The 24362-nt window shown below is 44.5% G+C and carries 25 protein-coding genes; 17 read left to right on the top strand and 8 right to left on the bottom strand.

The window, feature by feature from the left end:
* Positions 1-19: 19 nt before the first annotated feature.
* A complete protein-coding gene (locus tag Q4592_RS16140; RefSeq protein WP_303515096.1) occupies positions 20-892 on the top strand; it encodes a methylated-DNA--[protein]-cysteine S-methyltransferase in 873 nt (290 codons plus the stop codon).
* Positions 876-1355 carry a GNAT family N-acetyltransferase gene (locus Q4592_RS16135; protein WP_303514994.1) on the top strand — a complete coding sequence of 160 codons (480 nt, stop codon included), beginning with the start codon at positions 876-878 and terminating at the stop codon, positions 1353-1355. Before Q4592_RS16140 ends, Q4592_RS16135 begins: the two co-directional genes overlap by 17 nt.
* 65 nt (positions 1356-1420) lie before the next feature.
* Here the strand turns inward: Q4592_RS16135 and Q4592_RS16130 are convergent, their stop codons facing one another.
* The gene (locus tag Q4592_RS16130) at positions 1421-1627 is read right to left on the bottom strand and encodes a cold-shock protein (RefSeq protein WP_137672783.1); all 207 of its coding nucleotides are present in this window, start codon (positions 1625-1627) and stop codon (positions 1421-1423) included.
* A gap of 255 nt (positions 1628-1882) precedes the next feature.
* Positions 1883-2539, bottom strand: a complete 657-nt coding sequence (locus Q4592_RS16125; RefSeq protein ID WP_303514992.1) for a tRNA-uridine aminocarboxypropyltransferase — start codon at positions 2537-2539, stop codon at positions 1883-1885.
* A gap of 258 nt (positions 2540-2797) precedes the next feature.
* Between Q4592_RS16125 and Q4592_RS16120 the strand changes: the two genes are divergently transcribed.
* Together Q4592_RS16120 and Q4592_RS16115 are read left to right on the top strand one after the other, a co-directional pair.
* The gene (locus Q4592_RS16120; RefSeq protein ID WP_303514990.1) at positions 2798-3910 is read left to right on the top strand and encodes a hypothetical protein; all 1113 of its coding nucleotides are present in this window, start codon (positions 2798-2800) and stop codon (positions 3908-3910) included.
* Positions 3907-4752, top strand: coding sequence for a hypothetical protein (locus Q4592_RS16115; RefSeq protein ID WP_303514987.1), 846 nt, complete (start codon positions 3907-3909; stop codon positions 4750-4752). The genes Q4592_RS16120 and Q4592_RS16115 overlap by 4 nt, the downstream gene beginning before the upstream one ends.
* 197 nt (positions 4753-4949) lie before the next feature.
* Here the strand turns inward: Q4592_RS16115 and Q4592_RS16110 are convergent, their stop codons facing one another.
* Positions 4950-5315 carry a hypothetical protein gene (locus tag Q4592_RS16110; protein WP_137672785.1) on the bottom strand — a complete coding sequence of 122 codons (366 nt, stop codon included), beginning with the start codon at positions 5313-5315 and terminating at the stop codon, positions 4950-4952.
* 177 nt (positions 5316-5492) lie between these two features.
* Positions 5493-7103, bottom strand: coding sequence for a glycoside hydrolase family 43 protein (locus tag Q4592_RS16105; protein WP_303514983.1), 1611 nt, complete (start codon positions 7101-7103; stop codon positions 5493-5495).
* Positions 7104-7272: 169 nt separating this feature from the next.
* On the opposite strand from Q4592_RS16105, the gene Q4592_RS16100 reads away from it, so the two are divergent.
* Both Q4592_RS16100 and Q4592_RS16095 read left to right on the top strand, forming a co-directional pair.
* A complete protein-coding gene (locus tag Q4592_RS16100) occupies positions 7273-8070 on the top strand; it encodes a helix-turn-helix transcriptional regulator (RefSeq protein WP_303514980.1) in 798 nt (265 codons plus the stop codon).
* A 125-nt stretch (positions 8071-8195) separates the two neighbouring features.
* Positions 8196-9635 (top strand): DUF2867 domain-containing protein, encoded by a 1440-nt coding sequence (locus Q4592_RS16095; RefSeq protein WP_303514977.1) that lies wholly within the window; start codon positions 8196-8198, stop codon positions 9633-9635.
* A gap of 58 nt (positions 9636-9693) precedes the next feature.
* Here the strand turns inward: Q4592_RS16095 and Q4592_RS16090 are convergent, their stop codons facing one another.
* Positions 9694-10746: an aldo/keto reductase gene (locus Q4592_RS16090; RefSeq protein ID WP_303514974.1), complete on the bottom strand. Its 1053-nt coding sequence runs from the start codon at positions 10744-10746 to the stop codon at positions 9694-9696.
* A gap of 163 nt (positions 10747-10909) precedes the next feature.
* Here Q4592_RS16090 and Q4592_RS16085 point away from each other — a divergent pair, with 163 nt between their 5' ends.
* A complete protein-coding gene (locus Q4592_RS16085) occupies positions 10910-13279 on the top strand; it encodes a helicase-related protein (RefSeq protein WP_303514971.1) in 2370 nt (789 codons plus the stop codon).
* A 20-nt stretch (positions 13280-13299) separates the two neighbouring features.
* Here the strand turns inward: Q4592_RS16085 and Q4592_RS16080 are convergent, their stop codons facing one another.
* The gene (locus Q4592_RS16080; protein WP_303514968.1) at positions 13300-13836 is read right to left on the bottom strand and encodes a cytochrome b; all 537 of its coding nucleotides are present in this window, start codon (positions 13834-13836) and stop codon (positions 13300-13302) included.
* A gap of 206 nt (positions 13837-14042) precedes the next feature.
* Between Q4592_RS16080 and Q4592_RS16075 the strand changes: the two genes are divergently transcribed.
* From Q4592_RS16075 to Q4592_RS16035, 9 genes are all read left to right on the top strand, one after another.
* Entirely contained in the window at positions 14043-14699 is a 657-nt protein-coding gene (locus Q4592_RS16075; protein WP_303514965.1) for a vancomycin high temperature exclusion protein, read from the top strand.
* Between the two features lie 7 nt (positions 14700-14706).
* Complete coding sequence (locus Q4592_RS16070; protein ID WP_303514963.1) at positions 14707-15654, top strand: serine protease; 948 nt, start codon at positions 14707-14709, stop codon at positions 15652-15654.
* Positions 15655-15731: 77 nt separating this feature from the next.
* Positions 15732-16778: a tRNA preQ1(34) S-adenosylmethionine ribosyltransferase-isomerase QueA gene (gene queA / locus Q4592_RS16065; RefSeq protein WP_303514961.1), complete on the top strand. Its 1047-nt coding sequence runs from the start codon at positions 15732-15734 to the stop codon at positions 16776-16778.
* Between the two features lie 92 nt (positions 16779-16870).
* Positions 16871-17995 (top strand): tRNA guanosine(34) transglycosylase Tgt, encoded by a 1125-nt coding sequence (gene tgt, locus Q4592_RS16060; protein WP_303514958.1) that lies wholly within the window; start codon positions 16871-16873, stop codon positions 17993-17995.
* Positions 17996-18100: 105 nt separating this feature from the next.
* The gene (gene yajC / locus Q4592_RS16055) at positions 18101-18439 is read left to right on the top strand and encodes a preprotein translocase subunit YajC (protein ID WP_137672795.1); all 339 of its coding nucleotides are present in this window, start codon (positions 18101-18103) and stop codon (positions 18437-18439) included.
* Positions 18440-18467: 28 nt separating this feature from the next.
* Positions 18468-20321, top strand: coding sequence for a protein translocase subunit SecD (gene secD / locus Q4592_RS16050; protein WP_137672796.1), 1854 nt, complete (start codon positions 18468-18470; stop codon positions 20319-20321).
* Positions 20322-20370: 49 nt separating this feature from the next.
* Entirely contained in the window at positions 20371-21282 is a 912-nt protein-coding gene (gene secF / locus Q4592_RS16045) for a protein translocase subunit SecF (protein WP_303515093.1), read from the top strand.
* A 49-nt stretch (positions 21283-21331) separates the two neighbouring features.
* Positions 21332-21703 carry a rhodanese-like domain-containing protein gene (locus Q4592_RS16040; protein WP_303514953.1) on the top strand — a complete coding sequence of 124 codons (372 nt, stop codon included), beginning with the start codon at positions 21332-21334 and terminating at the stop codon, positions 21701-21703.
* A 1-nt stretch (position 21704) separates the two neighbouring features.
* Positions 21705-21974 carry a hypothetical protein gene (locus Q4592_RS16035; RefSeq protein ID WP_303514951.1) on the top strand — a complete coding sequence of 90 codons (270 nt, stop codon included), beginning with the start codon at positions 21705-21707 and terminating at the stop codon, positions 21972-21974.
* Here Q4592_RS16035 and Q4592_RS16030 read toward each other — a convergent pair.
* Entirely contained in the window at positions 21971-22504 is a 534-nt protein-coding gene (locus Q4592_RS16030; protein ID WP_303514948.1) for a hypothetical protein, read from the bottom strand. The genes Q4592_RS16035 and Q4592_RS16030 overlap by 4 nt on opposite strands.
* Positions 22505-22604: 100 nt before the next feature.
* Positions 22605-23408 carry an inositol-1-monophosphatase gene (gene suhB / locus Q4592_RS16025; protein ID WP_137672801.1) on the bottom strand — a complete coding sequence of 268 codons (804 nt, stop codon included), beginning with the start codon at positions 23406-23408 and terminating at the stop codon, positions 22605-22607.
* Positions 23409-23581: 173 nt separating this feature from the next.
* Here suhB and trmJ point away from each other — a divergent pair, with 173 nt between their 5' ends.
* The gene (gene trmJ / locus Q4592_RS16020) at positions 23582-24313 is read left to right on the top strand and encodes a tRNA (cytosine(32)/uridine(32)-2'-O)-methyltransferase TrmJ (RefSeq protein ID WP_303514946.1); all 732 of its coding nucleotides are present in this window, start codon (positions 23582-23584) and stop codon (positions 24311-24313) included.
* Positions 24314-24362: the final 49 nt, after the last annotated feature.

The following is a 24362-nucleotide window of genomic DNA, read 5'->3' as shown; positions in this document are numbered from 1 at the left end:
AACTATAGGAGGATAAGTGATGGAGCAACACTCACTGCAATCACACCGAGAGTATCAGCAAATTAGCCAAGCTATGGCCTACTTGCTTGAACATCAACAGCAACAGCCTGAACTTGCCGAACTATCTGCAACACTTGGTTTTAGTGAGTCACACATGCAGCGTTTGTTTAGTCGTTGGGTGGGGGTTTCTCCAAAACGCTTCTTACAATATCTTACCTTGCAACGAGCGCAGCAACAGTTGGCTGAGTCTAACTCGGTGTTAGAGTTAGCTTACGATTTGGGCTTGTCTAGTGCAGGGCGTTTATACGACTTGTTTGTGAATATTGCCGCAGTCACTCCCGGTGAAGCAAAGAGCTTAGGTGCTGGTATTCAAATATTTTATGGTTGGGGGCCGACTCCTTTTGGTTGGGCGTTTGTTGCCAGCACCACAAGAGGCATTTGTCAGTTAAGTTTCTGCGAAACAGAACATGACTCAGCTCCCTTAGATGAGTTGAATAAAGCCTGGCCCAAGGCGCAATGTTGTTTAGATGAGACGCTTGGTCAGCAACTATTATCTCAAGTGTTTGACGGTGGAAATAGTCAACAACCCTTGTCGTTATGGCTAAAGGGAACAAACTTTCAGTTACAAGTGTGGCAAGCCCTACTTAAGCTGCCTTTTGGCAGTTTGTGTTCTTACCAATTTTTGGCTGAACAGGTGAGTTCTAGTAATGCGACACGTGCAGTCGCGAGTGCGGTGGCGAAAAATCCGATTGCTTTTATTATTCCCTGCCATAGAGTGATTCGCAGTAGTGGAGCCTTAGGTGGTTATCGCTGGGGCTTAGAACGTAAGCAACTAATGATGGGCCGAGAAGCCGTGTTTAGTGAGAGAGCATTGAATGACCGAGCGAGTTAAATTACAAACTATTAGTAGTGAGTTGTTAGCCGAGTTATTGGCATTGCAAGTAGGTGAAGCACAACAACATTTTGTTAAACCCATTGCGCGGGTTTTAGATGAATTAAGCGCCCAGCAAACGGCACATTTAATCTTAGCTAACAAGCAGGTGGTGGGCTTTTTTGTTATTGATGCCCAATACCCTTATCAGGCTGAGTTACCCTTACAGCAAAGTGTTTTATTACGTTCATTTTTTGTGGCTAGTCAGTTTCAAGGCAAAGGTTATGGCTTTGCAGCAGGCGCGCAATTAGGAGCTTATGTAGCGGACCTAAATCCGTCTTTTCAACATTTGGCGCTTACCGTAAATTGCCGAAATAATGGGGCGCAAGCCTTGTATAAAAAGTGTGGTTTTGTAGACAGTCAAAAGTTGTATAACGGCGGGCCAGCAGGGCCACAACATCTTTATTTTTTGGATTTACAATAAGGATGGGATAGAAGGAAAATAGGAAGCATAACCTAATCCCAGGTTATGCTTCTTCTTGAAGTTACTTAGGCAACTTCAACATTGGCGGCTTGTGGGCCTTTTTGACCGTCTTCAACGTCAAATGCTACTTTCTGGCCTTCTTCAAGTGATTTAAATCCATCCCCCAAAATTGCACGGAAGTGAACAAACACATCAGCGCCTGACTCTTGAGAAATAAAACCAAAACCTTTCTTTTCGTTAAACCACTTAACGGTACCAGTGCTCTTAGACATTGTGTCTCCTGAAACAATTGAAATATTACTCTATTTTTTAGTTTGCTTGGGTTTCGCAGCACTTAGTAATTTGTACAAATTATGCGCTGTCTCTTCAAGCGCAATCATCATAACAACAACTTATAGGCTAGGCATAGTGACAAAAGCAAGCAAAACAACTTTTGCTTGATAACGTTTTCAATCACGTGATGCATCTCACGAAAGTGGTAGATGAAAAGGTCTGTAAATTGAGTAAAAACTGGTGGATTTGGCTACTTAATGGTTTCGTCCAGCAAGGGTTTGTTGAGTAAAAACATTAAAGCGCTGCTCTAAAAGTTTAGCGTTGCTTTCTTCGCCACTCATTGCCAACAATTGAGCCGCTACCTCAGCGGTGGCCCATTGGCCTTTTATTGGTCGAGATCGCAAGCCGTAACGGGATGCTTGTTCAGGTTGAATTGAAATAACTGGAAATTGATCAAGCCAGGGACTTTGGTGAAACATCTTGCGCGCTTCGCGCCAACTGCCATCAAGCATTATAAAAAGTGGTTTGCATTTTGGCTCCAGCTCTACTTGGTAATGTACTCGCTCAGGCTGGCTAAAGCTTGCTGGAAAAACCACATAGGGTTGCCAATGTTCTTGTTGGCACAGCTCAAGTAGCCCTTGGCAAGGCTCTTTGCGTTGCCAGATAAAAGCGTGGGTATCTGGAATTAAGTCAGCAATAAATCGGCCAGTATTGCTTGGGCGTAGCACTTCCATGTTGTGCATTAACAAAGCAAAACCACATTCACTATTTTGCAAAATAGCTTGCTCACAAAAGCAGTGTTGCTGAGGCATTTGGCAGCTGGTGCAGCGCACACGACGAGCCCCACGGCCTTTAAATTCAGTGGTGGCGGCAGCTTTGCGTTGAGCATAGAGTGTTAGGAAACGATTCACGAGTTATACGGTGCAAGTAAAAAGAATGGGAGTATACGCTAAGCCTTAGCCTAAAACGAATGCGCTGCAACTAGGGGCGTTACTGATTAAGCTAGAACGCAATTCAATTTATGACAACTGACGTAGATGATAGCGCTTTCATTCACACCTTTAAAATTCACCTTGTATGATTATCTACGTTTAATCATGGGTTTATTGGTTTTGTTGAGCTTTTTGTTAAGCTTTCTTGGTTGAATTTTGTCGTACAAGGAAGTGATTATGATTAAAGCTCCCAGTTTGTTTTGGTGGGGAATCTTTACCGGGGTAATTGGTATGTTGTTTTATGCCAATTTTAGGGAGCCCCAAATACTGTTTGATGCGCTTCCGGCCTATCAGTGGATAAAGTTTTCTGCAAATCCCATTACACTGCCTCGGTATGCATCAGAGTGGTTCCCTAGCTTTCTTCACGTATTGGGCATGAGCTTGTTCACCGCAGGTTTATTAGGAACTGCAGGAAAACGTTGGTTAGCAATACCGATATGTTGGTTAGGTGTTGATCTCGCTTTTGAGTTTGGTCAAGCTACCGAGGTATTAGGGGTGTTGAGCTATGGAAATTTTGAATGGATGGATATAGCAGCACTTGTTATTGCCGCTATTTTCTCTAGCTTTATTCTGCTGCTTCATACTAACAAGGCAACCATTAAGCCAAAGAAAGCACGATTTGCTGTTCCCGTCGCTGTCATTGTGGGTAGTGGAATGATGCTAGGCAGCTATCAATCGCCAACTGTTGATCAACAGGCTAGATACATTTGTACTTACCCCGATCAAAGTGAAGCTATTTGTGCTATTGAGCCAATATATTTGGACTGGGAAAGCTTTAGGGGTGAGAAACAAGTGAGTTTTAGCGCTGAAAATAGCAATGCCTTAACACAAGCTTATATCGATGCTGGCTCAAGGGTCGAAGAGTTTATCGGCTTAGAGAATTCCGGAAAGATTTACCTTTACCAGCATTACATGTTTATTATTTCTGAGCTGCGAGGAGTCTACATTTTCGATAATACTCATCGTGAAGCGCCTGTATATTTGGGCTTTGTTCATGTAAATGGTGCTTCTGATGTATTGGTTCACCAAGGCATGCTGGTTGTTGCTGCCTTAATGGATTTAGTTCTGATTGATTTTAACAATCTAAATAGCATTTCTACTCAAGAGCTCGCTTTAAGTTACCCAGACTATGATCGCTTGTCTCCTCAAGCCACAATATTTGCAAAGTTTAGTGACGGTTCTGAAGAGTATGAACCCGTGTACTTAGATTACGAAATTGGTTTGGTGATTGGTTACAAGAATGCCGATGGTAAATCCTTCTACTTTTGGTCATTAGAGGAGCTGCTATGAAAATGCTTATTAAAAGACTTAGTGTACCTATTGCGATAGTACTAATGGCTGCCTGTGGCTCAGAGTCAGGCTCAAGTGGTGGCACCGTAGTTTATAGCGGAACAGGCCAGGTTGGTTCCCTTGCCGCTTTAGTAGAGTTTCAAGGCGATCTTCATGCAATAAACATGAGCCAATCTGTTTCGATACTTCGCTCCGAAGAGTTTCTATCAACTGATTATGTTAATCGCCACTCTTGGGGAGCTGAAACATTACACGTGTATGAAAACAGCCATGTGATGGTCGGCCATGCAACAGGTGTAGACATTTATCGTTCCACTGGTGACCTAGATTATCCCGTCGAGTTTGTCGCGCGACTAAGTCATCTTGTTGCCTATGATCCTGTTGTTGCTCACGACGGAGTGGCTTATTACACCACCAGAGATGGTAGTAACGAAATCACCTTTCGGGATGGAATATTTGTTGAAAACATTAGCGATATCCTAGCTTATGTTCCCCCATCTCAAGAAGAAATTGATGAAGGCGCTTCTAGTGAACGACCAAACAGTACATCAATGGCTGAGTATCGAGAACTCGCTGATCCCATTGGCTTAACACTTCGAGAGGGCACGCTTTATGTTTGTGATGCTGCAGAAGGACTGGTTTCCTTAGCACTGGAAATCAATCCTGACGATGCTGCTGAATTTAGTCATTTATTGGTTAAGCAAGAGCTTAATGATGTATTTTCTTGCAACGACGTTATTGCCACCGAGCAGGGCCTAATGTTAGTGGGTGAAAATGGCGTTTATCAATTAGATGTTAGTGATTCAGGTTTGAGCGTGGTGAGCCATATACCTACCACATAGATTTAAAACGAGCGGGTGAAGCGATTGCTTCTCCTGCCATCTATCAATTAAGGGAGGGACTAACAGGTTGAAAGTTTGGTAGGTGATTTTATTGCGTGGCTTTAATCGTGTGCTATTAATCACATCCACTCTGGTGAGCTAGTAGAAATCTGGCGACTTGCTGCTTTCGAAAAATCTACAGTGCAATCAATAAGGCCCTAGCGAAACAAATACTGCCTTGGGTAACCAAAATAGCGGCGAATTCGGTAATGCTGAAATAACATGGCGCTAGCAAAATGTAGTAGTGCGACTACGCCTAAAATAGCAGCCATTCGTAGCCAAGGTTGGTCGTATGCGCTGCGAATTACATAAATCTCTGCCAAGGTATTAATCCATTCTGCAGTGAGCAATAACATGGCGCATTGGTTTAAACGTAAACAAATGGGGTGTCGAATTAACACGCTGAAGAAGCCCATTACACAAAGGATTACGTAGATTTGTTGTTGGGCATAGTAGAAATGAGCAGCACTAAGCAAAAAACATATGCAGCAGGGGGCCAAAAATAAACGAATGGAAGATTGCATAACAAACTGCTCAGTGGTTAAAAATGATGCAGCGAGTGTGTCAATGTATAGCTAGTGAGATAATGATTTAAATCAACTTAAAGATTTTTAGTTGCGTTGAATGAGAAAAGTAAGAGTTAGATCGCACTACCTAAGACCGCTTAAGTAGTGCGTTAAGCTAATGATTTATAAACTTAATTAATCTAAGGTCTTGTATTCAAAGTAATCAAAATCTGCTGCGATATGCTTGCCTGTTAAGTCACAAGCAAACAAACCAAGCAGAGTACCGGTGAAGCGGAACACGTCTTTACTGCCTTCATCAGATAGGTCGGTGGCATTAAGTGGCTCACCAATGTTTAGCCATGTTGTGCCATCGAGAGAGTAACTAAACTGATACCAATGGGTGTTGAGTTCCAATCGCATGTAAACACGCTCACAGTTACCAATAACGATTTCATCGGTGTACTCAAGGTACTTGTCATCAATATCACCAACAAGTTGAATTGTTTGTTCACCTTGGTCATTAGCGGAGGTTTTTAGGAAGTAGTGGCCGCCACGTGAGTAATAGGCTACTAAGCCAGCCATTTGCCTTGGCGAACTTGGCGCAAACTCTACTGCTGTCTCGCTCGCACAGTTAAATGCAGTTAGGCGCTGTGCTAGCAGGCTTTGATTGTAGCGAGAGTATAAGTAGTCGCGACCGACTAAACGCGCATAACCTGGACGTCTGCTTAATGATATCCATGATTCTTCAAACGGGTCTTTAAGTGACTGGTACTTAGGTGCAAATTGGGTTTGGTCAAAGTCATCACGGCTTGCTTCTACCGGCCAAGGGTGTGCGGCCAGTTTAGGCGCTTGAATCTCAACGCGTGGTGTTGTGCCACCTACAACGTAAGGCCATCCGTCGCGCCATTCTACATTTTGCAAGGCGGTTTCGCGGCCAAGAGTACAGCGACCTTGCCCATAGTCCATAGAATAGCTTGGGTTTTCTGGATCGTTAATTGGGCGACCGCATAGGTGAGATAAGTACCACTCACCATTTTGAGTTTCTACTAAAAATCCGTGGCCTGCGCGCTGAAGTTCAGCTTCATCTTGATGACGAGAGGTAAGAATAGGGTTTTGTGGGTGAAGATCGTAAGGGCCCCAAATGCTCTTAGAGCGACATACCGTGACGGCATGATCATAAGATGTACCGCCTTCGGCTGTAATGAGGTAATACCACCCCTCTTTTTTAAGTATTTGTGGACCTTCAGTACAGCCTAACTTAGTGCCGCCGAAAACTATCTTTTCTTCACCGACCAACTCACCTTTATCGGCATCAAATTCTTGAAGAATAATCCCACCAAAGTAGTCGGTTTTTTTACGCCCGTCCCACACCATGTTTACCATGTACTTTTTGCCGTCGTCATCGTGAAACAACGAAGGGTCAAAACCGTAATCTCCAATAGAGGCAGGTTTGCTCCAAGGGCCTTCAATATTTTCCGCACTGACTACGTAAGCAGGAGTAGACATCCAAGTGCCGCCACGGCAAGAGCGAACATTGGCGAAACAGCACCAAAATTTTCCGTCAGCGTAACTTAAGGCTGGGGCGTAAACTCCTTCAGAATTATCCATGCCACGCATATCTAAATGCTCTACGGTATTAAGCACGTGGCCAACTATTTGCCAGTTAACCAAGTCTTTGGAATGGTGAATCATAATGCCGGGAAACCATTCAAAGGTAGAGGTAGCAATATAATAATCATCACCCACACGGATGATGGAAGGGTCTGGTCGAAAACCAGTAAGGATAGGGTTAGTTATCGTTGCCATAATTACTCCTGAAGTCTGTATTGTTAATTTATTGCTTTAAGAGGGGGTAATATGTAAGGTTTGATCTTGTTTATATGAAATTATTGCTACTATGCCTGCGCACGCTCTCAGTTTTGAAAACATTCACCTGCCACAAGGCAAACCTTATTATTTAAGGCGCTTTCATATTGTGGATGAACCGAAGATGGTTATTCCTACCCATTTTCATATGTTGGGCGAGATCATGCTCTTCAAAAAAATTGCTGGGCAAGTGGAGATAGATGGTCAAGCCATTGAACTAGGCCGTAACGTTTTGGTGTTTATTCCTTCTTTAGGTATGCATGCAATAGACATGGACGGGGACGACCGTGAATTTAGTTTATTGCAGTTTGAGCGCTACTTGCTGAGTGAGCTAAATCTACTGGAATTCACCAGCCAACTAGAGCGCCCATTGGTGATCCAACTCGATGAGCAACAAGCGGGCTTTTTGCATAGCCAGTTTGCATGGCTAGAAAATGCCGATGCCAAGAGTGAAGATAGAAACTTAGCCTATAGTTTGCTGCATACCATCTTTTTATTTCTTGCTCAGCAGCATAAGGGATGTTTGTTTAACGCCGAGCAATCACTGGTAGCAGCGAGGGAAAACAAAGGTCTCTCTAAGTTAATTCCCTTGTTACACCACCTCGAAAATCAGCAAACCCTTAACTTGAATTTGCAGCAGGCTGCCGATATATGCGGGATGTCTAAGTATCACTTTTCTCGCTTATTTAAATCCTTGTTTGACCAAAACTACAAAGATTATATTCTTAAACGCAAAATCAATACTGCCGTAGCGATGCTTAGTGAAAGCCGCCAAAGCATCACTCAAATTGCTTATGCCTGCGAATTTTCTGATAGCGCCTATTTTTGTGCCAAATTTAAACAGGTAATGGGAATGTCACCGGGCAAGTTTAGACAATCAACTCAAACTGTATTGTCATTCAATTAGGCTGTTAGTCATTACCTTTAAATCTTATTTAATTTAGATAGTTATTTGAGTTACTGAACTCATTACTGTGAAAATCAACTACGCTAGTAATGAGTTTACGTTAATGAGAATTGGAGTTAAAAACGATGCGAATTTTGGTGATTGGCGCCTTTGGCACTATTGGCAGAAAGTTAGTTCCTGCATTAGTAGAGGCGGGTCATCAAGTTAGTGTATCTTCTCGCGACCCTCATAAGGCAGCTCCGTGGCAAGAGCTTGATTGTCCTCGCTTTACTTTAGATTTACTTGAGCCAGATAGTCTGCCAGATGCCTTAGCCAAGGTAGAATTAGTTTATTACTTAATGCATGGCATGAGCGACGGGCAAGCGCATAGTGAGCTTGAGGCGATTGCGGCTAACAACTTAGCGAATGCCGCCAGTAAAGCCGACATTACACGAATTATCTATATGGGTAGCTTGGTATCGGCTAAACCAAAATCAGAGCACATGTTAGCGCGAGTGGCCACAGGCCAAGCGCTAGCGTCCAGCGGAGTGGCTGTTACCGAGCTGCGCGCTGGCATTATTATCTCTCCAGGCTCTGCCGCTTTTGAGGTAATGCGAGACTTAGTTGGCCACATGCCGTTGGCTTTTGTGCCCAAAGCGATTGGAACCAAGGCACCACCTATCGCCTTAGAAAACGTGCTTTACTATTTGGTTAAATTAGCTGAGATGCCAGAAACCGCAGGTATGGTACTGGACGCAGCTGGCCCAGAGTGGTTGAGCTATCGCGAGTTGATGCTAAAAATTGCTAACCATTTGAATAAAAAAATAAAGATTATGGTGTTACCGGGTTTGCCTATTCAGTTGGCCTGCATGGTACTTGGGGTAATAACGTCGGTACCACAAAGTTTAGCTAAGGCCTTAATTGCAGGTTTAGCTGAGCAACTGCAAGCAAACCCAGAGCCCTTGCGTGAGTTAATTCCACAACCGCTGATTAGTTTGGATCAGGCCATCGAGCAATTGCTAAATGAAGAGCAAGTACACACTTACCCTAAGCGCTGGCAAGATGGGGTTCCTACTTTTCGTAACTTTTCATCTTTACATGGCTTTTATGCCAAGGCCGCAAAGAAAGTGGTTACCGTGCAAGCAAGTCCGCAAGCCCTGTGGCAAGTGATTAACTTGCTAGGGGGTAAGCATCGCTATTTTTACTTAAACAGCCTATGGGCAATGCGCGAGTGGATGGATTTTGTTGTGGGCGGTAAAGGTCGAGAACATGGCCGAACCGATTACCGGCAGCTAAAAGTGGGTGATAGAGTCGATTCATGGACGATTTTAAGCGCGGAAGAAAACGACTGTTTAGTGATGCGCTTTGGCATGAAAGCACCAGGCGGGGGCGGCATGCAATTAAGTATTGAGGCCTTGGATGCCGATACCTGTCAATTAGAGGTGGCGTTGTATTGGCACCCTGCAGGCTTTTGGGGCTTGGTCTACTGGTATTTTTTTGCTCCTTGGCACAGTTGGTTATTGTATGGAATGACCCAACAAATGGGTAAGTTGGCTGAGGATATTGAACAAAGGCAGTCTGCCTAATAAAAAGCCACCTATTAAGGTGACTTTTTTGTTGTGACGTTTTGTTGGGCGAGGGTGACTAATAAGGTGCTGGGTAGCGTTTAAATACGTCTGCTATGTCGGCTAACGCTCGCTCACTTAATGGTTGCGAAAATGCATCAATATCTTCTTTTAGCTGGGCTACGCTGGTGGCGCCAATAATGGTAGAAGTCACACCATTGACTTGGTCACACCAAGCTAACGCTAATTGCGCAGGAGTATAATCATACTCTGCAGCAATTTTTGCGTAATCAGCTACCGCTTTGTGGGCTAACTCCGTATTGCGGAAAATGCCATTGCGCTGCATTAAGGTCCAACGGCTGCCAGCAGGGCGTGCACCATTGGCGTATTTACCACTTAACATACCGCTGGCCAATGGTGACCAAGGCAAATAGGCAATATTTTCTTGCACGCAATTTTCAATTAAGTAAGCCCAGTCTTTAGCGTGTAGCAAACTAAATTCATTTTGAATCGATACCATACGTGGCAAGTTATGTTGCTCACTCAGCTTCAAATAGGTGTTAATGCCCCACGGTGTATCGTCGGACAAACCGCAGTGGCGAATCTTTCCTGCTTCAACACAGCGCTGTAAGCCTTGGAGTATGTCTAGCATCTGCGCTTGATGATCTGCTGCATCTAGCTCAGTGGGAGTAATTTGATTGGGCCAATGTTTACCAAAGTGCGGGGTAGAGCGGTTAGGCCAATGTAGTTGGTATAAATCGATATAGTCGGTTTGCAAGCGTTGTAGCGAAGCATCAACCGCTGCTACGACAGCATCTCCGGTGATGGGCCCGCCATTACGCACCCATGGTAATCCAGCACCGGCAATTTTGGTGGCTATCACCACATCTTTGCGCTGCTGCTTATTGGCTGCTACCCAGTTACCTATAATGCTTTCGGTTTTGCCATAGGTTTCAGCGGAAGGCGGTACTGCGTACATCTCAGCTGTATCAATAAAGTTTACGCCCTGGCTAAGGGCATAGTCGATTTGCTGGTTAGCATCGCTTTGGTTGTTTTGTAAGCCCCAAGTCATGCTGCCTAAGCAAACTCGTGATACCGATAAATTACTGCTTCCAAGTGTAGAAAAATTCATGTCGATTCCATTAAACAACGTTAGCGAAGAGGGACTTAGCTTATGCTAAGCGCAGCTAAATTTGCAAACCTTGCTGAGTGAGTAATTTGTAAGCTAGCGCGTTTTTGCTGGTAGCTGTAGTATTTGCCATGAAAATTCAGCGAACAACTATTTTGGAATTCACGTGAGCGTAAGTCAGCTAAGCCCTTTACCTATTGATTCAATAAAGTCTGCTTTTATGAGTGAATTACATCAGCATCACCTAGTTATTGAAGCGGCCACCGGCTCGGGTAAGTCAACCCGTTTACCGCGTTGGGCAACAAGTTTGGGTAAGGTGTTGGTGGTTCAGCCGCGTCGAATTGCCTGTGAAGCCTTGGCTAGTTATGTTGCAGAGCAAGCTAAGTTGGCAGGAGAGCCTCATAAGGTGGGTTACTCGATTCGCTTTTATTCAACGGTAAATGAACATACCAATATTGCTTTTGTTACTCCAGGAATCGCCTTGCGCTGGTTGGCGGAAAATAAGCTTGGCGAATATGCGGTGATTATTATTGATGAATTTCATGAGCGGCGTTGGGATTCAGATTTATTACTGGCTCTAGTAAAGCAACTGCCGATTCGAGTAGTGGTTACCTCAGCGACTTTGGAAGGTAATAAGCTCTGTGAATATTTAGCGGCGAAACCATTGAAAACTGAAGGCCGTGAGTACCCGGTAAGTTTAAGCTATGAAGCGCGGGAATCGCATCATCTGCCAGATATTACTCGAATCACGGATGCCATAAAAAACGCCGTGAACAAGGCAATGGAAAAAGATGATGGTGATATCTTGGTATTTTTACCAGGCCGTGGAGAGATTCAACGTAGCCTTGCGAGCTTAACGGATATAAATGCCGAAGTATTGGCCCTTCATGCCACGATTAGCGCTGAGCAACGTCGATACCTATTGGATGATTCATCGACAAAAGCTCGGCCTCGTCGAGTGATTTTAGCCACTAATGTGGCAGAAACCAGTTTAACTATTCCCCGCATAAGTAGTGTAATTGATTCTGGTTTAGAGCGCCGCACTAAACAACGTGCAGGGCGAACGGTGTTAAGTCTGGAGCGTATTTCTCGGGCCAGTGCCGAGCAGCGCAAAGGCCGAGCGGGTCGAGTTAGAGCTGGCCATTGTTACCGTTTATGGGGAGAGTTTGCGCCGCTAGAACAGGTTACGCCACCACAAATGCAGCGTGAAGAATTGCTTGAACCTATGTTGTTTGCTGCTAGTTGTGAGCAAACGTTAGCTAACTTAGCTTTTTTAGAAGCCTTGCCTGAAAAGTCTCTAAACATTGCGACCGAGCGTTTAACAAGTATGCGAGCGCTTACCAGCCCTGCGAAGTTGAGTGAGCATGGGCAACGTTTGTTAGCACTGCCTATTGACAGCTATTTTGCTCATCTTGTGAATCTTATGTCGTCGCAAGCAGAGCGCGAAGCCATGTTGGATCTCGCGGCGGCACTCAGTATTAATAAAGCGATATTTCAAAAACCTAAGTCAGAACACGGTTTAAAGCAACTGAGTGAATGGCAGCCGCTGCATTGTGATATGACATTATTGCTGGATTTAATGCGCGGTAAAACTTGGCCAGAAGAGCTACTGGTTAATCAAGAGGCATTACATCAAGCTCAAGAGTTAGCCGAGCAGCTACGCAGTGTAATGGCAATGAATGACTTGGCCGAAGCCGCTCCCTATCAAAGAGATAAGCTGATTACGGCCATTTTAGTCGGCGCTAAGGAATTGGTATATGTGCGACGGGAAAAGCGCCAAGATGCCATGGGGAACGGGTTTTCTGAGCTACAAATTGGCCGAGAAAGCCTGTTGGCTAACGAGCAGTTGGCAGCAATAGCCTTTGATGTTTACAGCATGCCCGGTCGAGGCCTTAAGCAGTTAATGAATATTGGTTTGTGTTTAGTGCCAGTGCCTATCGCTCTGCTGGCGGAGCAGCAATTTGGTGAACTGGAGGCTAAAGGGCATATTGATAAGCAGGGGCGTCAGCCAGTGCAACGTGTCTATGCTGGACGAGTGATTGCTAATGAAACCTTAGCCGCTAACCCTGAGCAGTATCGGCTCGGTTTGGCTAGGCGCTTATTGGCGAAACAGCAAGCAAGGTTTAAGCAATTAAGCCTACAAAATGACATAGACGCTTGGAACTTGTGGGTTAGTCTTGGTATTAAGCATGGAGGCGGTGAAGGCAAGGCAATCGAAGCATTAAGCTGGTTGAGTGATTACTTACTGCAACTTGGTGTTGAAAACGCCGAAGATTTGGAGCTAATAGAGCCTAGTGACATCGTGTTTGATGGTATTCCTGAATGGCAACGTTCAGATTTCGAACAACGCTTCCCTCAGCATTTGGTATTAGCTGATATCAAACTTGATGTGGAATACCTAGGTCGCTCTAAACAAGTGATTGTTCACTATCACTCTGGCGCTAGAAAAGGCGGACCAAAACGTTGGGAACTGCCTAACTGGAGCGGTTGGCGGATTTTCTATAAAAAGGCCAGCAAACGCGTGGCCTTAACTTAGCTTTTTTCGCTACTGGATCGCTATTTGGACGTCATACGTTTTATGGTGTCGTCTTTTAACAAAAAGTGGTGATAAAGCGCGGCGCCAACATGAGCGGCTAATACCACATATAAGGCTTGCGCAGCGTAATAGTGCACCTCTGAGGCAATCCCATTTAACCATTCGTTTTTCTCAGCAAAGCCAGCAATGGTGAATAAGTCGAAGAAGTTAATTGCGTGGCCGCCGGCTAATGACATGATCATGCCCGAAATAGGCATTGCCAACATCAGCAAGTATAAGGCTATATGTCCGGCGTGAGCCATTTTCAATTTAATGCCTTCGCCAATAGGTGAGGGAACCTTGGTTATACGGTGCCAAATAATTCTTAAGAAGATAGAGGCTAAAGCAATAACACCCAAGCCTTTATGGAGGGAAAATAGTTCAGACTTTTCTGCTCCCCTTGGTAGGGTGTCCATATATAAGGCGATAGCCACCAAAGCGATGATAAGTGCCGCCATAAGCCAGTGAATAAGCTTACTGACTAATCCAAATTGCGTTGAGTTGTTTTTTACGTTCATGGTTAATTGCCATTAAATTTTGTGTGGGTAAACTAACAAAATTGCAACTATTGTAAATTGCCTTTACGCATTTTTACGATCCGTCTCAGTATAGGCAAGATATTGTAGCTTGGGCACTTTTGGCAAATGGCTTGGGTGATGTTTGGTTGGCGGCAATGGCTATGCTAGCATGGCTGAATGAGTAGTAGATGGTCGGAGATTAAGCATTGAAACGATTCCTTAGCGTAGTGTTGCTGATGGCTATCGTCATGCTTTTGGGCTTATTTGCGATAGACCGCTATATCTCTAATCAGGTCTCGGGCCAGTGGTTTCGAGATATGCAACAAGTCCCCGCGCAACCAGTGGCTTTGGTGCTTGGCACCAGCAAGTATGTAGGTAAACGCCTCAACACTTATTATACTTTTAGAGTAGAAGCCGCAGCTAAGCTCTATCACACCAATAAGGTTCAAGCCTTAATCCTCAGTGGCGATAATGCTACCCGCTATTATAATGAACCTGTAACGATGCTAAATGATGTACTGCGCTTAAACGTGCCCAGAGAGCATATTGCGTTGGACTATGCAGGCTTTAGAACCTTTGATTCCATTGTTCGGGCACAACAAGTGTTTGGCCAAAACGCAATCATAATTGTGTCGCAACAGTTTCACGTAGAAAGGGCGCTATATATTGCCAATCAATATGGCATAGAAGCCTATGGTTATGTAGTGGATGATGCGCCTAGAGAGTTTCACTGGCGGGTACGCTTACGTGAAGTACTCGCAAGAACCAAAGCCTTAATCGATTTACATATATTAAAAACTCAACCGCATTTTTTGGGTGAGCCTGAACAAGTTAATACTCGTAGTCCAGAAAGTGAAGTGTAGGTGTGTTATGAATCTAAGAACGTGGCTACTGGCCATACTGTGTGGTTATAGTTTCAGCTCTTTCGCGAGTTCTAACACAGAGATCACCCCATTTATTGTTGGTGGCAACGATGCTACTCAAAACTATCCGTGGATGGCTCAGGTATTTGTTGGTAGCCAGCGTTGTGGTGGTGTACTGATTGGTGAGTCTTGGGTGCTTACTGCGGCGCATTGCACCTACGATGTAAATGCTGATGAAAAACACCTCGCCCCGTCTCAAGTGAAGGTAGTACTGGGTGTTTATGAGATGGTTAACAGTAGTCACGCCGGTGCTGTAGCCGTAAGTGAAGTATATCAGCACCCTAATTATGTAAGCCCATCTAGCTCGGGAGCGGCATTTGATTACGATGTTAGCTTACTGCGTTTAGCTACGCCGCAAATTATTACTCCACCGCTTATCAATGCGAGTCAGGTTACCGATGCCTTAAATAGTGGTGGCTTTATGAGTGTTATTGGTTTTGGGCGGGTTAATAGCGATCCATCAAACCCTGAATATCCAGAGGTACTGCAACAAGGTAATTTAAGCCTGTATGATACGTCGTCTTGCGCTAGCCGATGGACCAATTCCACCATTACCGAACGTATGTTTTGTGCCTATGGCACTGACCAAGATGCTTGTTCGGGCGATAGTGGTGGACCGGTGTTTGTTCGTGAAGGCAGTGACTATCGCTTACTCGGTTTAGTCAGTTGGGGCAGTATTGGTTGCCAGAACCGACCTGGCGTTTATGCCGATGTAGGTAAAGTGTGCACTTGGGTGACCGATACCGCCAGCTTAGCGGGTGACAATAGTCTGCAATGTAATCAAACTCAGCCAGCTATTTCTAGCGGAGGCGGGACAAGTTTCTGGTTGTTATTAATGGTCTTTCCACTTGCCTTGATTCGCTATCGATTCCCACGCCACCTTTTACTGCGCTAATCCTTGCTATTGCTGGCCGCAATCACTAAAATTGCGGCCTTGATAATAATCCAAAATCCCACAGAGTTTTGAGTCCCATGCGTGTTGCCGATTTTTCTTTTGATCTTCCTGATGAGCTAATTGCTCGATACCCAAAACAGCAACGCCGTGACAGTCGTTTACTTTACCTAAATGGCAACTCTGGTGAGTTACAGCATCAGCAATTTCCTGATTTACTCGATCATATTCAAGAAAATGATCTTTTGGTGTTTAACAATACTCGGGTTATTCCGGCGCGTTTATTTGGCCAAAAATCCACTGGTGGTAAGTTAGAAGTATTAATCGAGCGTGTATTAGACGATCACCGCGTGCTTGCGCATGTTCGCTGCTCTAAATCCCCTAAACCCGGCAATCAACTGCGTTTAGCTGATGCTTTTGATGCAACTATGGTTGCACGCCACGAGGCCTTGTTTGAGTTGCGCTTTGACGATACTCGCACTGTGTTAGAGCTGTTAGAGAGTTATGGCCATATGCCGCTTCCTCCCTATATTGACCGCCCTGACGAAGATGCAGATAAAGAACGCTACCAAACAGTTTATAACGAAAAGCCCGGCGCTGTTGCTGCGCCTACTGCTGGATTGCATTTCGACGATGCATTGATGCAACAAATAAAAGATAAAGGGGCAGACACTGCTTTTGTCACTTTACATGTAGGCGCAGGAACTTTTCAGCCAGTAAAAGTTGAATCGGTTGATGAGCATGTGATGCATTCAGAGTATGCCGAAGTTGGTCAAGAAGTAGTGAGTAAAATTGCCAAGGCTAAAGCGGCTGGTGGCAGAGTCATTGCTGTAGGTACAACTTCGGTTCGCTCTCTGGAGAGTGCCGCTAAAGATGCCAAATCAAAAGGTGTAGAGTTGCAGGCCTATGCAGCTGAGACCGATATTTTTATCTTTCCTGGCTATCAATTTGAAGTGGTAGACGCCATGGTGACCAATTTTCATTTACCGGAATCCACGCTAATTATGCTGGTATCGGCTTTTGCCGGTAAAGATCATGTTACTCAAGCTTATCAAGCAGCAATCGACAATCAATATCGCTTCTTTAGTTACGGTGATGCCATGTTCATTACCCGTAAAGACGCATAACAAGACCTATGTTGAATTAGCTTAAATCAACATTATAGAACAACACACTAACTCAATCTGAATCGGACTGTTTTTCCGATCTGAGGTGAACTATGAAATACCAATTATTGGCTCAAGACGGTAAAGCCCGTCGCGGTCGTTTAGAATTTGAACGCGGTAGCGTAGAAACGCCAGCATTCATGCCTGTAGGAACTTACGGCACCGTTAAGGGCATGACCCCTGAAGAGGTGAGCGAAACCGGCGCAGAAATTTTACTGGGTAATACTTTTCACTTGTGGCTACGCCCTGGTCAAGAAGTGATGAAAGCCCATGGCGACTTGCATGACTTTATGAACTGGCAGGGGCCTATTCTTACCGACTCTGGTGGCTTCCAAGTATTTAGCTTGGGTGATATTCGCAATATCACCGAAGAAGGAGTGCATTTTCGCAATCCTGTAAATGGCGATAAGATTTTCTTAACCCCTGAAAAGTCGATGGAAATTCAAAACGACTTGGGGTCAGACATTGTGATGATTTTTGACGAATGTACGCCTTATCCGGCGACTGAAGCAGAAGCGGATAAATCAATGCAAATGTCTTTGCGTTGGGCCGCGCGTTCACGTCAGCGTCACGATGAACTCAACAACAAAAATGCGCTGTTTGGGATTATTCAAGGTGGTGTTTACGAACACCTGCGTGATGTTTCCCTAGAAGGCTTAACTAACATTGGCTTTGACGGATACGCGATTGGTGGTTTAGCTGTAGGCGAACCTAAAGAAGATATGCACCGTATTTTGGATTATGTTGCACATAAAGTACCCGCCGATAAGCCTCGTTATTTAATGGGGGTGGGTAAACCAGAAGATTTAGTGGAAGGTGTACGCCGTGGTGTAGACATGTTTGACTGTGTAATGCCAACCCGTAACGCGCGAAATGGCCACCTTTTCACCGGCGAAGGCGTGGTTAAAATTCGTAATGCGCGTCACCGAGAGGACACTAATCCACTAGATAAAGAGTGTGATTGTTATACCTGTCAAAATTATTCTCGTTCCTACTTGCATCATTTAGATAAGTGTAATGAAATCCTTGGCGCTCGTTTGAATACCATTCATAACTTGCGTTACTACCAGCGTGTAATGGAAGGTATACGTGAAGCGATTGCCGCTGGTAAGTTTGACGATTTTGTAGCAGATTTTTACGCCAAATTGGGTCGCGAAGTACCACCTTTGGCGGAATAATGCCCGATTGACCAAGCAAAGCCTTGTTTTTGCTCGGTCAGTCTCCATTTAATAAGATAGTTGTATTTTAATCTTAAGTTTTTTAATTTTTTAGTGAGGGTAACAATGAGCCTATTTATTTCTCCAGCATTCGCCGAAGGCGGCGCAGCATCATCAGCTGGCGGCGGCATGGAACTGATTTTCATGATGGTCATCTTTGCGGTGATTTTCTACTTCATGATTTACCGCCCACAATCTAAGCGTGTAAAAGAGCATAAAAACTTGATGACCTCGTTATCGAAAGGTGACGAAGTGCTAACAACGGGTGGTTTAGTCGGTAAAATCATTAAGATTTCTGAAGAAAACGACTACTTCCAGTTAAGCCTAAGTGATGACACAACAGTTACACTTAAAAAGGACTTTGTTTCAGCGGTTTTGCCAAAGGGCACGTTGAAGTCTCTGTAGTTGTAACTCGGTCACTAGGGATAAGATTTTGTTAAACAGATACCCTTGGTGGAAGAATGTGATGGTGGTCGCTTTGATTGCCATCGGTTTTCTTTACGCCATGCCAAACTTATACGGTGAGGATCCTGCCGTACAAGTTTCTGGCACTCGGGGCGCTCAAGTAGAGCTTGCCCAACTAGATAATATTCGCAACCACCTAACAGCACAATCTATCGACTTTCGCTCGGTTGGCTTTGAAGATGGATTGGCGTTAGTACGCTTACGTAACGATGCCGACCAACTTAAAGTAAAGAGCTTATTACATGATTTGTTAGGTGATGATTACATTGTTGCCTTAAACCTTGCCCCCGCTACACCGGGTTGGTTAGATGCCATTGGCGCGGCCCCACTAAAGTTGGGCTTGGACTTACGTGGTGGTGTTCACTTCTTAATGGAAGTGGATATGGACGCTGCGATAAGCAAAGCGCAAGAAGGCATGATTCAAGATTTTCGTAGTGACTTACGCGAAGAAAAACTGCGTTATGCAGGGGTTCGCGCGCAAGGTGACGCGGTAGTGGTTCGTTTTCGTGATGAAGCAACCCTTGATAAAGCGATTAGTTTCTTAGACCGTAAATATAACGAGTACCAGTTTAGTGATGCTAGCCAAGGCGACCAATTCCGTCTAAGCGCTAAAATGACAGAAGCTAAACTAAAAGAAACTCGTGATTACGCACTTCAGCAAAACATTACCATTATCCGTAACCGGGTAAATGAGTTAGGTGTTGCTGAGCCACAAGTGCAGCGTCAAGGTTCAGAACGTATTGTTGTTCAGTTGCCAGGTGTTCAAGACACTGCGCGCGCCAAAGAGATTTTAGGTGCTACCGCTACGCTTGAATTTAGAATGGTAAATACTGACGCCGATTTACGTGATGCCGCGGCTGGTCGTGTGCCTCCTGGTTCTCAGTTAGCTAAGCGTGTAGACGGTTCGCCAGTAGTATTACGCAATCAAGTCATTTTAACCGGTGACCATATTGTTGGTGCTCAATCTGGTTTTGATGAATACAGTCGCCCACAAGTAAATATCAGCCTTGATAGCCAAGGTGGCAGTAAAATGGCTGGCTTTACTAAAGACAATGTTGGCCAATCTATGGCTACTCTGTTTATTGAATACAAACCTACCGGTGAGAAAGATGCCGAAGGTAAATCAATATTACAGCGCCAAGAAGAAGTGATTAACGTTGCGACTATTCAGTCTCGTTTAGGTCGAAGCTTCCGTATTACCGGTATTGATTCGCCTTCAGAAGCGCAAAACTTAGCCTTGCTATTACGTGCTGGTGCCTTGATTGCACCGATTCAAATTGTTGAAGAACGCACCGTAGGTCCAAGCTTGGGTCAAGACAACATCGACAAAGGCTTTATGGCCATTGTAATGGGCTTGTTGGCGCTGCTTGTATTTATGCCTTTGTACTACCGTAAATTTGGTCTAGTGGCCGACTTAGCCTTAGTGGCGAACGTAGGGGTAATTATTGGCTTTATGTCGATGATACCAGGCGCAACACTCACCTTACCGGGTATGGCGGGTATTGTTCTTACCGTAGGTATGGCGGTTGATGCCAACGTGCTTATTTTTGAACGTATTCGTGAAGAGCTAAAAGATGGACGCAGTCCTCAGCAGGCTATTCACCACGGTTATAGCAACGCGCTTTCAACTATTTCTGATGCTAACATCACCACCTTTATTACCGCGCTTATCTTGTTTGCGATTGGTACGGGTGCTGTAAAAGGCTTTGCGGTAACGCTAGCTATTGGTATTGCCACTTCGATGTTTACCGCTATTGTTGGCACCCGTGTGGTGGTTAACTTGGTTTGGGGCGGTAAGAAAATAGACAAATTGTCTATCTAGGAGCGACGACGTGTTTTATTTGTTTAAACCTAAAGACACTGTGCGTTTTATGTCGCACCGAAAACCATTTATTTGGTTTACTGTATTGCTAATGATTGCCTCTGTAGCAAGTTTAGCGATTAACAAAATCAACTGGGGCTTAGACTTTACTGGCGGTACCTTAATTGAAGTAGAGTTCTCGCAACCTGCTGATCTTACTGAAGTCCGTGACGTAATGAACAACAATAGCTACCCAGATATTGTTGCTCAGTACTTTGGGTCACAAACCCAAGTATTGCTGCGTATGATGCCGCGCGAAGGTGTTGATAGCGAACACCTTGGCGATAGCATTATGGGTTTGCTGCGCTCTGAAGTAGATGCCGACGTTGAAATGCGCCGTATCGAATACGTAGGGCCTACGGTAGGTAAAGAGCTAGCAGAGCAGGGTGGTTTAGCCATTATTGCCGCGTTAGGTTGTATTTTACTTTACGTTGCAATGCGCTTTGAGTGGCGTATGGCATTAGGTGCTGTATTAGCCTTGGCACACGATGTTATCGCAACATTGGGCTTGTTCTCGTTGTTACAGTTAGAGTTTGACCTAACGGTAATCGCCGCCTTGTTGACGGTAGTGGGTTACTCCTTGAACGATACCATTGTTGTATCCGATAGGATTAGGGAAAACTTCCGTAAGTTACGTAAGGGCGACCCGGAAGAGATTATCGATGTATCGTTAACTCAAACCTTTAACCGAACTATTGTGACGTCATTAACTACCATTATGGTATTGATTTCGCTCTTCCTATTAGGTGGCGAACTTATCCATAACTTTGCAACAGCATTGTTGTTTGGTGTGTTTATTGGTACTCACTCTTCTATATATGTTGCTAGTACGCTAGCGCTCTATTTAGGTATTAAGAAAGAAGACTTTATGCCCAAAGAGTTGGAAGAGAAAGAAGGCGCCGACCAAGACCCAATCATGTAAATATCCAAACCCGCTTCGGCGGGTTTTTTGTTCTTAAGGAGAAGATAACATGGCCCATAACCCCCGCTTTTTAGCCTTAGTAGACGATTGCCGAAAGCGTATTAAGGAATGTGATGTTCACCAAGTGCAGCAATGGCTAGCGCAAGGTCTCGAGTTCAAACTGATTGATAATCGCGAGCAAGACGAATGGCAAAAGAGCCGCATTCCTGGTGCCCAATACATGGGACGTGGGGTGTTGGAACGTGACGTTGAAACATTGATCCCAAATCTGGATAGTATGATTGTGATTTATTGTGGTGGTGGCTTTCGCTCTGCATTAAGCGCAGATAACTTAGTGAAGATGGGGTATACCAATGTTACCTCTATGGATGGTGGCATTCGAGGCTGGAAAGACGCTAACTATCCTTTAGAAGGGGCATAAAATGAACGAGCTTAGTCACTTAACTGTCCACTCTTTCGATATAGCTGAGAACACTCACTATTTCTTAGATAAAGCTCAAGCTGATTTAGCCTATCAACACGCTGAAGATAAAAACGATTATCCAGAGTGGCGCGAACCTACTCCAGTGTTGCAACTGTTAGAGATAAAAGATGCTTTGTTAGGCGAGTTTGCTAAACGCATCGCTTTTCTTGAGCTGCAACTAGAGCGCGCCGAGTTAGGTTCCGATAGTTTTGATTTGGGAGCTAGTTAGTCGTCTAAGTCCCAGCCCAATTCTTGGTTAAATTTATCAAGGTGAGGTTTAACCAAGTCTATATCGCTTTGTGGAACAGCTTCTAACTGATTAATCCACTGATCGCTAACCTCAAACATTTGTAGCATTTGTTGCTTCTGCTCAGCACTTAGTTCGGGATTATCTAGCAGCTCTTGTTTCATGGTTTTGTATTGCTCAAGTTGCGCCATATTGTCTTCAGCGCTAGCAGCCATGGCAGCAAATACCACTTGCTCAGTAGTTTGTGCCCAGCTTTCAATGTTTAAATCATGTTTAGCTAGTATCGCTGTCACTTCATCACTTTTACTACTGCGGCTTAATTGACTCGCCATTTCATCAGCAAACTGACTCGGGTTATTAATATCTTGGAAAGTATTTTCTTGTTCTATTTGTTCAATGACGGGTACTAGCTGTTTGCTGGCACTAAACCAACTGTTTAACTGTGACTCGGTAAGGTTCGCCGCATGGGCAATACCGCTGACAAAAAACAATAAAGAAAAGAGGAATTTCATACCGTTACCTTAAATTTATACTTTGTATATAAGGTAGAGGCATTGCAGATAAAAATAAAGCGGGCATTGCCCGCTTTATTTTCAGTATTGGTTTTTTCGCTTAACCTTTTAAAGCGTCGGTTAAGTGAGGGCGGAATGTGGCAAGCATGTGCTTGAGTACTTTAGGGTTAGCACAAACAACATTACCCGTTTGGTAGAAGTCAGTATTACCCGCGATATCTGCAACAATAGCACCGGCTTCGCGAGCCAGTAGTTCACCTGCGGCTACTTCCCATGGCTTGAGGTTTAATTCAAAGAAACCGTCGTGACGGCCAGCAGCAACATAAGCTAAATCTAATGCTGGGCTTCCGCTACGGCGAATGTCGCTACACTCAGCAAAAACAGCACCAAACATAGCTAAGTAGCTTTCGGTGTAATGCTTGCGGCGGTATGGGAAACCCGTGGCGATTAAGGTGCCTTCTAAATCTTTGGTTTTATTTACACGTAAACGGTAACCGTCTAGCTGAGCACTTTTTCCGCGAGAAGAAGCAAATAGCTCATTACGCAAAGGATCGTACACTACGCCGTGTTCGGTTTTTCCTCGAACGCGTAAGGCAATAGATATAGCAAAGTGGGGAATACCTTTAATGAAATTGGTGGCTCCATCCAGTGGGTTAATAACCCATTGATATTCGTCATCCGTGCCTTTGCTCAAACCATTTTTCTCTGTCACGAAAGAGTGCTCAGGGAAAGCGTTACGTATGGTGTCGACGATGCTTTTTTCAGAAGCCGCAACAACGTTTACTAGATAGTCGTTAGCGCCCTTTGGCGTCGCGTCAACTTTGTCTAATTGCTCATAAGCTTGAGTTACAACTTTACCTGCGTTTCGCGCAGCGCGAACCGCTATGTTTAGCATAGCATGCATGAATTACCACCAATTTGTAGAAAGAACATAAAAAATAACCGCCGGATTATAGTGAATAGTGTGCGCAAACACAATTTATTATAGACAACAGATTTAAACTTTTTCCAATCTAGCGACTAACACTAGGGCTATGTTACAATCCTGCGCATTAAATTTAGGGTGAAGTAATACTAATGTTGGAAAATGTTCGAGTGGTTTTAGTTGGCACCAGCCATAGTGGCAACATTGGTTCGGCAGCACGCGCCATGAAAACCATGGGCATCACTGATTTATGTTTGGTTGCTCCAGAAGCTGAAATAGACGGTAAGTCGGTAGCGTTATCGGCAGGCGCCTCCGATGTACTAGGCGGAACCACTATTGTAAATGAGTTGTCTGAAGCTGTAGCTGATTGTCAATTAGTGATCGGTGCTAGTGCTCGCTCACGTACATTAGATTGGCCAATGCTTGATGGACGTGAAGCTGGCGTAAAACTGGCTAGCGAAGCCCAAGAGGCCAAAGTCGCCATTGTATTTGGTCGAGAGAATAGTGGCTTGAACAATACCGAGTTACAGCAATGCCACTTCCATGTCTGTGTGCCAGCCAATCCAGAGTACAGTTCGCTTAACCTCGCTATGGCGGTTCAGCTATTAAGCTACGAAGCTAGAATGGCTTTTTTGGATCTACAAAACGTCCACCCTGAAAGCCCCGTTGAAGACTACCCGCATGCTGATGATCTAGAGCGTTTCTATCAGCATTTTGAGCAGAGTATTGCCGATAGCGGCTTCATCATTAAACCTCACCCAGGTAAAGTGATGGAAAAGGTTCGCCGAATGTTCAACCGTATTCGCATGGAAAAACAAGAGCTTAACGTGATGCGTGGGATACTCACTGCATATGACAAACACATCTCTAAACCAGAAAAATAAACCTGACTAATTTACTAGGTTTTATACTTGACTAAATTAGTCGGATATG

This window comes from Agarivorans sp. 1_MG-2023 (genome assembly GCF_030548385.1).
Lineage (GTDB): Bacteria > Pseudomonadota > Gammaproteobacteria > Enterobacterales > Celerinatantimonadaceae > Agarivorans.
This window is presented reverse-complemented; position numbering and strand designations above follow the sequence as displayed.

What these genes read in the sequence shown, in the direction of transcription:
- Q4592_RS16140 (WP_303515096.1), top strand. Translation starts at nt 20, where the DNA reads ATGGAGCAACACTCACTGCAATCACACCGAGAGTATCAGCAAATTAGC.
- Q4592_RS16135 (WP_303514994.1), top strand. Translation starts at nt 876, where the DNA reads ATGACCGAGCGAGTTAAATTACAAACTATTAGTAGTGAGTTGTTAGCC.
- Q4592_RS16130 (WP_137672783.1), bottom strand. Translation starts at nt 1,627, where the DNA reads ATGTCTAAGAGCACTGGTACCGTTAAGTGGTTTAACGAAAAGAAAGGT.
- Q4592_RS16120 (WP_303514990.1), top strand. Translation starts at nt 2,798, where the DNA reads ATGATTAAAGCTCCCAGTTTGTTTTGGTGGGGAATCTTTACCGGGGTA.
- Q4592_RS16115 (WP_303514987.1), top strand. Translation starts at nt 3,907, where the DNA reads ATGAAAATGCTTATTAAAAGACTTAGTGTACCTATTGCGATAGTACTA.
- Q4592_RS16110 (WP_137672785.1), bottom strand. Translation starts at nt 5,315, where the DNA reads ATGCAATCTTCCATTCGTTTATTTTTGGCCCCCTGCTGCATATGTTTT.
- Q4592_RS16105 (WP_303514983.1), bottom strand. Translation starts at nt 7,103, where the DNA reads ATGGCAACGATAACTAACCCTATCCTTACTGGTTTTCGACCAGACCCT.
- Q4592_RS16095 (WP_303514977.1), top strand. Translation starts at nt 8,196, where the DNA reads ATGCGAATTTTGGTGATTGGCGCCTTTGGCACTATTGGCAGAAAGTTA.
- Q4592_RS16090 (WP_303514974.1), bottom strand. Translation starts at nt 10,746, where the DNA reads ATGAATTTTTCTACACTTGGAAGCAGTAATTTATCGGTATCACGAGTT.
- Q4592_RS16080 (WP_303514968.1), bottom strand. Translation starts at nt 13,836, where the DNA reads ATGAACGTAAAAAACAACTCAACGCAATTTGGATTAGTCAGTAAGCTT.
- Q4592_RS16070 (WP_303514963.1), top strand. Translation starts at nt 14,707, where the DNA reads ATGAATCTAAGAACGTGGCTACTGGCCATACTGTGTGGTTATAGTTTC.
- queA (WP_303514961.1), top strand. Translation starts at nt 15,732, where the DNA reads ATGCGTGTTGCCGATTTTTCTTTTGATCTTCCTGATGAGCTAATTGCT.
- tgt (WP_303514958.1), top strand. Translation starts at nt 16,871, where the DNA reads ATGAAATACCAATTATTGGCTCAAGACGGTAAAGCCCGTCGCGGTCGT.
- yajC (WP_137672795.1), top strand. Translation starts at nt 18,101, where the DNA reads ATGAGCCTATTTATTTCTCCAGCATTCGCCGAAGGCGGCGCAGCATCA.
- secF (WP_303515093.1), top strand. Translation starts at nt 20,371, where the DNA reads ATGTCGCACCGAAAACCATTTATTTGGTTTACTGTATTGCTAATGATT.
- Q4592_RS16040 (WP_303514953.1), top strand. Translation starts at nt 21,332, where the DNA reads ATGGCCCATAACCCCCGCTTTTTAGCCTTAGTAGACGATTGCCGAAAG.
- Q4592_RS16035 (WP_303514951.1), top strand. Translation starts at nt 21,705, where the DNA reads ATGAACGAGCTTAGTCACTTAACTGTCCACTCTTTCGATATAGCTGAG.
- Q4592_RS16030 (WP_303514948.1), bottom strand. Translation starts at nt 22,504, where the DNA reads ATGAAATTCCTCTTTTCTTTATTGTTTTTTGTCAGCGGTATTGCCCAT.
- suhB (WP_137672801.1), bottom strand. Translation starts at nt 23,408, where the DNA reads ATGCATGCTATGCTAAACATAGCGGTTCGCGCTGCGCGAAACGCAGGT.
- trmJ (WP_303514946.1), top strand. Translation starts at nt 23,582, where the DNA reads ATGTTGGAAAATGTTCGAGTGGTTTTAGTTGGCACCAGCCATAGTGGC.